Source organism: Bacteriovorax sp. DB6_IX, from assembly GCF_000447775.1.
Taxonomy (GTDB): domain Bacteria; phylum Bdellovibrionota; class Bacteriovoracia; order Bacteriovoracales; family Bacteriovoracaceae; genus Halobacteriovorax_A.
In genome coordinates this window covers 1-8,602 of the sequence record NZ_AUNJ01000325.1, presented here as the reverse complement: position 1 = coordinate 8,602, position 8,602 = coordinate 1, and the positions used below count along the sequence as shown (strand labels likewise).

Annotated in this window: 8 protein-coding genes; 3 read left to right on the top strand and 5 right to left on the bottom strand. The window is 38.9% G+C overall.

What is annotated here, in order from left to right:
• From M901_RS18035 to lgt, 3 genes are all read right to left on the bottom strand, one after another.
• Positions 1-191 (bottom strand): hypothetical protein (locus M901_RS18035; RefSeq protein ID WP_021278069.1); only part of this gene is annotated, 191 nt, incomplete at its 3' end.
• A 74-nt stretch (positions 192-265) separates the two neighbouring features.
• Positions 266-1,042, bottom strand: a complete 777-nt coding sequence (locus tag M901_RS09955) for a dienelactone hydrolase family protein (protein WP_021278074.1) — start codon at positions 1,040-1,042, stop codon at positions 266-268.
• Between the two features lie 55 nt (positions 1,043-1,097).
• Positions 1,098-1,880, bottom strand: coding sequence for a prolipoprotein diacylglyceryl transferase (gene lgt, locus M901_RS09950; protein ID WP_034721685.1), 783 nt, complete (start codon positions 1,878-1,880; stop codon positions 1,098-1,100).
• A gap of 74 nt (positions 1,881-1,954) precedes the next feature.
• Between lgt and priA the strand changes: the two genes are divergently transcribed.
• The 3 genes from priA (at position 1,955) to M901_RS09935 (ending at position 6,700) form a co-directional block, all read left to right on the top strand.
• Positions 1,955-3,982: a primosomal protein N' gene (gene priA / locus M901_RS09945; protein WP_021278071.1), complete on the top strand. Its 2,028-nt coding sequence runs from the start codon at positions 1,955-1,957 to the stop codon at positions 3,980-3,982.
• Between the two features lie 191 nt (positions 3,983-4,173).
• Positions 4,174-4,608: a cache domain-containing protein gene (locus tag M901_RS09940; protein WP_021278073.1), complete on the top strand. Its 435-nt coding sequence runs from the start codon at positions 4,174-4,176 to the stop codon at positions 4,606-4,608.
• Positions 4,609-4,630: 22 nt separating this feature from the next.
• On the top strand, positions 4,631-6,700 hold the full coding sequence (locus M901_RS09935; protein ID WP_021278076.1) for a methyl-accepting chemotaxis protein: 2,070 nt from the start codon (positions 4,631-4,633) through the stop codon (positions 6,698-6,700).
• Between the two features lie 61 nt (positions 6,701-6,761).
• On the opposite strand, the gene M901_RS09930 is transcribed toward M901_RS09935, so the two are convergent.
• Positions 6,762-7,934: a DcaP family trimeric outer membrane transporter gene (locus M901_RS09930; RefSeq protein WP_021278075.1), complete on the bottom strand. Its 1,173-nt coding sequence runs from the start codon at positions 7,932-7,934 to the stop codon at positions 6,762-6,764.
• Positions 7,935-8,086: 152 nt separating this feature from the next.
• Positions 8,087-8,602, bottom strand: a 516-nt coding sequence (locus M901_RS09925) for a D-alanyl-D-alanine carboxypeptidase (RefSeq protein ID WP_021278072.1), incomplete at its 5' end; no start/stop codon positions are given.

The following is an 8,602-nucleotide window of genomic DNA, read 5'->3' as shown; positions in this document are numbered from 1 at the left end:
TGCTTGATGGTTTTAAACTTATACTTTTCAAAGTTAAATGTGTCGGATTTGAGCTGTCTTTTGAAAACCAAGATCTTCTTTTTTGAAGTCCATATTTTATGGTTAACTTCAGTTTTTTGAGCTTGCCAACTCTGATCAATGGCAAAGGTAGAAATAAAAAAAGAAAAGACGATAAGTGCTCTATAAATCATAGCTAACTTATCGTCTTTTATAGATTGATCTTTAAAAACCTAGGGGGGACCTCGGTTATAAAGCCAGAGTTTATTTAGTTGAAAAATAGAGAATTAAGAAAGTTCTGCATCTTCTCCCAAGAAGCCTCGTCAGCTTCTTTATTATAGGCAACTGGGATTTTAAATTTCTTCCCAACTTCTGTTGCCTTAGGGTTAGTGAAAGCGTGTAGAGCATTTGGATAATTAATAATCTCTAGATCAACCTTTCTTTTCTTCGCTAAATTATCAAGGGCGACGAGATCAGACTCTTTAACCATAGGATCGTCTTCACCATTTAAGACGAGAATCTTTGTTTTTAATTTCTTTTTCATTTTCTTGATATGGGCAACGCTTCCATGAAAGCTCACAACACCATCAAGTTCTTCGCCATCTGCGGCCATTTTTAAAACTATTCCACCACCATAGCAGTAACCAATTGCTGCAACTTTTGATGAATCGACCATTGGATGATTCTTTAAAGTCTCAAGAGCTTTTTTAAATCTCTTCTTGGTTTCAGGCATATTCTTAAAAGTTGCAGTTGCAAATGTCTTCGCATCTTTTGGGTGATTTGCTGTCATGCCATTTCCATACATATCAACGGCCATGGCAACGTAGCCAAGCTCTGCTAACATATCGGCCCTCTTTCGCGCGTATTCATTCTGTCCCCACCATTCATGGACAACTAAGATTCCTGGAACTTTAACTTTATTGGCCTTGTTGTAGGCAATATAACCATTCATTTTTGTACTCTGAGTTGAGTATTGAACCTTCTCTGTCTTGATTGAAGAACAACTAATAAAGAGAAATGGGAGTAGGGTAATTAGGTATTTCATTGAGACTCCTGTCATAATTTGTGTTCAACTATTAGAGTCTCAATGAAAAATGTTGTCAAATGTTTTTTGGAGTTGGTTTCTTATATAAAAGTAAGACAAGACCAATAACGATCATTGGAATACTGAGAACTTGCCCCATATTCCAGAACATTGAGCTTTCAAAGGCCACTTGGTTTTCTTTAGCAAACTCAACTAAGAAGCGATGTAAGAATCCAAATGTTAGGATAAATCCGATGAAGCGACCAGTTTGCCAAGTATTTCTAAACTTCGCGTAGAGGTAGAGTCCGATTAACGACACAGTGAAATACCCAAGTGACTCATAGAGCTGAGCAGGGTGTCTCGGAATATTATCTACTCTTTGAAAGACAAAGGCGAAAGCTGAGTTTGTTGGTCGCCCAAGTATCTCTGAGTTCATAAGGTTTCCAAGGCGAATAAGCCCACCGCCAAAGAGAGCTGGAGCTGCGACTAAGTCTAGAAGCCACATGAGGTTAATTTTCTGAACCCTCTTATTGAAGAGCCAAGTTGCAATGGCCACACCGGCAAAACCACCATGACTTGCTAATCCACCTTTCCAAACATAGAGGATTTCAAGTGGATTTGTTAGATAGTAGCCCGGTTCGTAAAAGAGACAATGACCAAGTCTTGCTCCAATCACTGTTCCTACAATTGAGTAATTTAAGAGCTTTGAAATTTGATCTTTATCAAAGCCTTTTTCAAGTAGAAACTTAGAGCACCATCTCTCACCAAAGAAAAAGGCGATGAGAAAGGCCAAGCTATAGTAACGGATGGCCACTGGGCCAATTCTAATTAGTTCTGGGTCTACATTCCATATCATCATGCAATCATTTTAACGCGTGGGTTCGCTAAAAGTAAACGCATACTTTTGATGTGAATTGTTTTATACTAATTCCAATGGATCAATTGAAAACTCAATATTGCCAAGTCGCAGTAAACTACCCTGGCAAAGAAGATATTCTAACTTACAAAACTCAGGGAGAGTTCCTCGCTCCAGGAACACTCGTCGAAGTTCCGCTTGGTCGTAGAAAGGCCAAGGGAGTTGTTGTCTCTTTTGACCTCAATCAAAGTGATATTGATGCTATTTTGGCAAAGTACAAACTTAAGGCCGTGACTGAAATTTTTGATCCAGAATTTGCTTTAAGTGAGAGTGAGTTAGACCTCTACATGTGGATGGCCAAGTATTATCATTATAATCTAGGGATGCTTGTATGGGATTGCCTGCCTAAGATTCTAAAACGACCAAGAGAAGTAGAGCTTGAATTTGGTCAAAAACAGGAATTCGAACATCAACTCAATAGTTGGCAAGCACCAATCTATGAGTCAATAAAGTCAAAACTTAATAATGGTTTTGACCGTTTCTATGTTCATGGGGTGACGGGGAGTGGAAAGACTCTTGTCTATCTCAACCTCATAAAAGAAGTTATGGCACAAGGAAAGAGTGTTCTCTTTCTCTTGCCAGAAATTAACCTGACTCCGCAGTTTACTGAAACATTTAAAAAATACTTAGATTGCCCAATCCTCTCATATCACAGTGGAGTGACTCCTTCGTATAAGAATGCCGTTTGGAAACACTTGAAAAAGAGTGATCGCCCAGTGATGGTCATGGGAGTGAGGAGTTCAGTTTTTCTCCCTGTTGAAAATCTCGGACTGGTTATTGTCGACGAAGAGCACGATAATTCTTTCAAGCAGTCTGACCGTTGTCCTTATAATGGACGAGACGTTGCAATTAAAAAAGCTCATATGCACAACTGCCCCGTGATACTTGGTTCGGCAACACCTAGTTTAGAAAACTTCTATACATTTACTCGTGAAAAACGAGAGAACTATTTTACGATGGAAGAAAGGGCCGCTGGTTCCTTTCCCGATATCGAGCTGATCGATTCAAGAAGGCAGGGGGCGAAGAGACAAGATGATGATATGTTTCGTTGGCCATTTGAAAAGGAATCAATGGATCGAATTGCGCAGGCCCTTGATAGGAATGAGCAAGTTCTTGTCTTTGTAAACCGTTTAGGTTTTGCTAATTATCTGCAATGTCGTGCTTGTGGTTATAAATTTGAAGATCCTAATACGGGTGTTCCTCTCAGATACTTTAAAGGACGCAATGTCCTTTCATCTGGTCACTCTGATTACCAGATACCGATGCCAGAAATCTGTCCAGACTGTGGAAATATGAATCTCTTGCAAAAAGGGTTTGGGACGGAACGTCTCCAAGAGGTCTTACAGAAGTACTACCCAGAAAAGGTTATTGAAAGATTTGATAGAGATGAAATTACAAATCTTGAAAAACTTGAAGATAAGCTCGATCGCTTTCATAAGGGTGAGATCGATATCTTTGTTGGAACACAGATGCTTTCAAAAGGTCACAACTTCAAGAGAGTAAATACAGTTCTCATTCTTGGAATAGATTCCATGCTAAACTTTCCTGACTTTCGCTCTATGGAGAAGACTTATCAAATGCTTGTTCAGATTCTTGGTCGATCGGGAAGATTTTCAAAAGAGGCGAAAGTTATTATTCAAACGCTCTTACCTGATAATCCTCTCTTTGATTATGTTAAAGAGCATAGCTTCAGTGGGTTTTATGAATTTGAATTGGCACCAAGAGAGATTGGGGCCTTTCCTCCATATTCAAAGATGGCCGCAATTCACGCTTCTTCGAGACATAGAGACAAGCTTGTCTCTGGCCTAAGCTTTGAAGTTCGACGTCTGAATGATTACTGTCAGAAAAAGGGACTTGAAGTTCAAATCTTTGGTCCGACTCCGGCAATGATTGAGAGAAGGGCAAACCTCTTTACTTGGTCTTTGGCCCTCTCAAGTAAGAATGTTGGGCATCTCCATCAAGTGCTCCACATTTTTAGAAACTTCAATCAGCTAGACCCGAGTTTTTCACTCAAAATTGATGTCGATCCTTATACTATTATTTAGGGCATTCTTAAAAATACGCAGATTCCTATGATTTCTATCATACTTTTCTAAGTGATGAATTATTCGTGAAATATTCCTCAAGCTTTAAGAAATTTTGGCGAAAGAGTTATGATCTTAAAGTTCATATTTTGAATTTTTCTTTAATGAAACGAGTTTGAAATGTCGATAAATCTTAAAAGGGAGGGACTTCGATGAAGAAAATTCTTACGATCGTTGCAATGTTATTTTCATTAACAGCATTTGCTGGAATGAAAGAAGATTCAGTAGCACTAGCAAAGAGCGGTGTTGCGCACATTCAAAAGGCCGGTGAGGCCAAAGCTTTTGCTGATATCTCAGCAGGTGGAGTTTTTAAAAAAGGTGAGCTCTATGTTTTCGTTATTGATTTTGACGGAAAGGTATTAGCGCACATTAGAAAGCCACTTTTAGGAAAGAGCTTACTTGGTCTAAAAGACAAGAACGGAAAGGCCTTTACAGGTGAGTTCGTTAGTGTTGCTAAGAACAAGGGAAGTGGATGGGTTGATTACTGGTGGCCAAAGCCAAATGAGAAAACACCATCACATAAAACTTCATATATTGAAAGAGTACCAGGGAAGAATTACTTCGTCGGTGTTGGGTACTATAAGTAAGATTCATTAAATAGGATTTAAAATGAGTAAAGCATCAAAGAAATTACCACTGAGTTACAAGATTTATTCTCTCGCGCTCATCGGAATCATGGGGATCGTTCTCTCTCTTGTTGAGAATATCTACGTCTCAAATAAAGTTGGAGAAGCCAAAGATCTCATGATTGAGCTAGAGATGGTCATTAACACAGTTAAGAGTGAAGAGGTTTCAAGAAACAATTTCATGGTAAAGCTTGACCCTGAAATTCTCAAAGATATTGAGAACTATGACAAGAAGATTAGAAAAGGTCTTGGGGATGTTTTAGCAAATCATAAATTAGATCCAATGATACAATCGAGAATTGAGGGGCTTGTGTCTCTCAATTCTCAAAAAACAGAGAAGTTTAAAGATCTCGCTAGTAAATCACTTGCCGTTAAAAATAATCAAACTGCTGTTGTTTCAGCAATTGGAGCAAGAGATAACTTCCTAAGAAATATTGCTTCTCAAGTTGACTCAGACGAATCAAACGCCCTTATTTACGGTGAAGAATTCAATGAGTCTAAGAAGACAGTCAGACTATTCTCAAAAGATTATATGTCACAGTCAGGGGTTCTCTTTGTCGCCCTAAATGATCTTTTGATCTTTTCTAGAGACAAAGAGTATAAAGAACAGGAAAAAGAATTCACAAAAACAACCAAGCTTGCAATTACAAATCTTAAAAGTTTAATTGAAGCTGTTAATGAAGAGTACTATTCAAAGAATTGGAAGGGTGCACTTGAAAAACAAAAAGAAGTTGATGCGAATATCGCGCAAACATTAAGTCTTTGGACTGCTCAGCAAGATAGTATCAAACGCTATTCAGATGTTGAGTACAAATTAGAAAAAGAACTCAGCGGATCAGTACTCGCTGTAAAAGAATATACTACTAAGATTCAAAAGACTTTTACAATCGTGACTTATGTCTTTGCAGCAATTGCTATCATTCTTATGGCCGTGATCTCTGTTATGATTGCAAGACCATTAGTGAGATCTCTCAATGAGATGGCCCACTCTCTTGAATCATTTTCAAAAGATGTTTTTGATAGTTCAGTCGAGGTCAAAAAGAATAGTGATCTTCTCTCTGATGCTTCAACAAGACAGGCTTCATCAGTACAGGAAACAGTTTCGTCATTAGATGAAATTAGTGCGATGGTGCAGTCAAATGTTGATGCTTCTGAAAAGTCACGTGAGCTAACTGAATCTCTATCTACTGCTGCGAATCAGTCTAAGAGAACTGTTGAAGAGGTAAAATCTTCAATCAATCAGGTTAGCCAATCTAATGACAATATTATGGAACAAATGAATCAGACAAATGAAGAGATGACTCGAATTACACAAGTTATCTCAGATATTGCTGAAAAAACAAAAGTGATTAACGATATTGTTTTCCAAACTAAGCTTCTCTCTTTTAACGCTTCTGTTGAGGCCGCGAGAGCAGGAGAGCACGGTAAGGGATTTGCCGTTGTTGCAGAAGAGGTTGGAAATCTCGCTACAATGTCTGGTAATGCTGCTGATGAAATTTCAGCTCTTCTAGGGGAGAGTATTGAAAATGTAGAGCGCATGGTAAATACAAATAAGACAAAAGTAGAGGACCTTATCTCTGAGGGAAGCAAGCGTGTAGAAATGAGTATGAGCGCAGCTGATGAGTCAGTTGGAGCACTAGAGAAAATTCTTAGTGAAGTGAAGAATGTTCGCGATATGACAAGCCAAGTTGCCGAAGCTTCTCGAGAGCAGTCTGTGGGAATCACTGAGATCAATAAGGCCATGGGACTGATTGATCAAACGACACAAGAAAATACTAGTTCTGCCAATACTTCTGCGATCCACGCTGAGAAGCTAAATGATCAAGCAGAGAGTTTAAATAATGCAATTCAAGGACTTCTTACAATCGTAAATGGTTCAAGTGCAACTCAAGCAGCTTCATCTGTAGTGGCTGATAAGAACGATAGTGAAGAGGATATTGTTTTTGATGCAGGCGAACTTGATGATTTTGATGATGAACCATCAAATGTTGTGGAAGCTGAGTTTGGAGGAATTCCAAGCGCTGATGATGAAAGATTTGAAGATGTCGCTTAGTCGATAGAAAATAAAAAGGCCCTCGTTAGAGGGCCTTCTTTTTTATATAAGATCTAAATGATTAGAAGTTATATTGTGCTGAGAACATATATCTGTTACCAGTAACTTCGTCAGCTTTTGCAGCAGTCTTAGTTGCTCCAAATCTTGTTACGTTAGTTTGTGACCACTCAACTCCGTACTGGAATGACTTCATTGGTTGTCTGATGATATTTGCGTGGATCATGCTAACTTCTTCGATAGCTGATTTTCCAAAAGTATCCATTGTCCCCATACCGTAATCAAGGTTAACTCTTGTTTTTTCAGTGATGTGGTGTCTTACACCAACATGCCATTGCATAGCTTCAGTAGCTTCAATTTCGTTCTTCCCATTCTTAGATTGAGATACAACATCATTGAAAGCAGTGAAAGATCCGTAACGTCCAAGGTTACCCCAAGAAACTGCAAATCTTACATCGTTCTTACCCATGTAATTTAGCTTACCACCAGCTGTAAGAGCAACACCTGTATCGTCACCAGCTACTGTTTCCATTTCGTGTGATCTGAACATTGCACCTAGTGAGAAAGTTCCATAGTCACCTGAGTGAGTGAACTTTGTAATGATATCTGGTAGTCCACCATCTTCATCATTTCCGTTAGTGATTGAAGCACCAAGAGTTTCTCCACCTTGAACACCTGTCGTTTCAGCGTTTTCAATTGAAGTTTCCCAAGTCCAAGCACCCATTTTAGTTGTGTACTTGATTTGACCTTGTCTTACGAAGTTAGTTCCAGCGTATCCACCGAAGTCTAGTTGCTCGTTAAGAGAAGATAGGATCATGAAGTTTGACCATGTTTGACCAAAAGTCCACTTTCCAACAGAGAAGAATGCATGTCTAAGTCTTGGGCTCTCTGAGTTAGAGATTTTCTCATCACCTTGAGATGATAGGTAGTAATCCATTTCAAAGTAAGTCTTAGCTGTTCCCATTTCTGTTTCAGTAGATGTACCAAGACCAAATCTTGATTGCCATACTTGGAAACCATTTGAACCACCAGCTGAATCAGCAGTCATTGTTGCTGGAACAGTTAGTTGCTTATTAAGTGCATTTGATGAACCTGCACCTTCAACGTGTACAAAGTCTAGTTTTACGTAACCTTTAAAAGTTACATCAGTGTTACCTGCTTTCCATGTTGCTGCAGATGTCGCAGCTGACGCCAATACCGCCGCACCAACTACAGTGCTCTTTACGATTTTTTTCATTGTCGAAACTCCTTTTTCGTCCCTATTAATCGAGATTTAACAAATCATGTTTTTATTTAGAATAAATTTTATAAGGCCTTAATTTTATTTGCAACTATAAAAGTCCATTTTTTGAAAAAAACAATTTTAGTATGACTTTTTCAAGAACCTGATCAGTTTTTCTTCTTCCATAATTTCGCAGTTTGTCTAAGTTGATCTTTTCGCTTTGAATTCTTTCCTTCAAGCTCAGAGCGGAGTTTGAAGTTATTGATGAAGAGACAGAAACTCTTTTGAGATTTCAGTACGTGGCCACAAATACCATTCACATAATCGAGACTTCCAGTTTTAGCATAGAACTTTAGGTGAGTTTCTTCGTGGAGGAACTTCTTTGCCAAGAATCCTGCATTTCCCGCTAGTGAGAGAAGAGTGACAAAGTATCTTTGATTAAACTTCTTATAAGCAGTGGCCTGTAGAAAACTTGCGAGAATTTGTGGTTTGACTCTTAGGTCTAAATCAAGTCCAGAGTTATTGGAGAAGTTGAGCTTGTGAATATTTAGTTCATTAAAATTCTTCTTATAAAACTCTCTTAGGGCAGAGGCCGCTTGTTTGATCGGGTATCGCTGTCGGTGAACGAAATCATCGCCACCTCGCCAGAGCTGTTTGCGGTGCGCGCCTCGGCGGCGGCCATC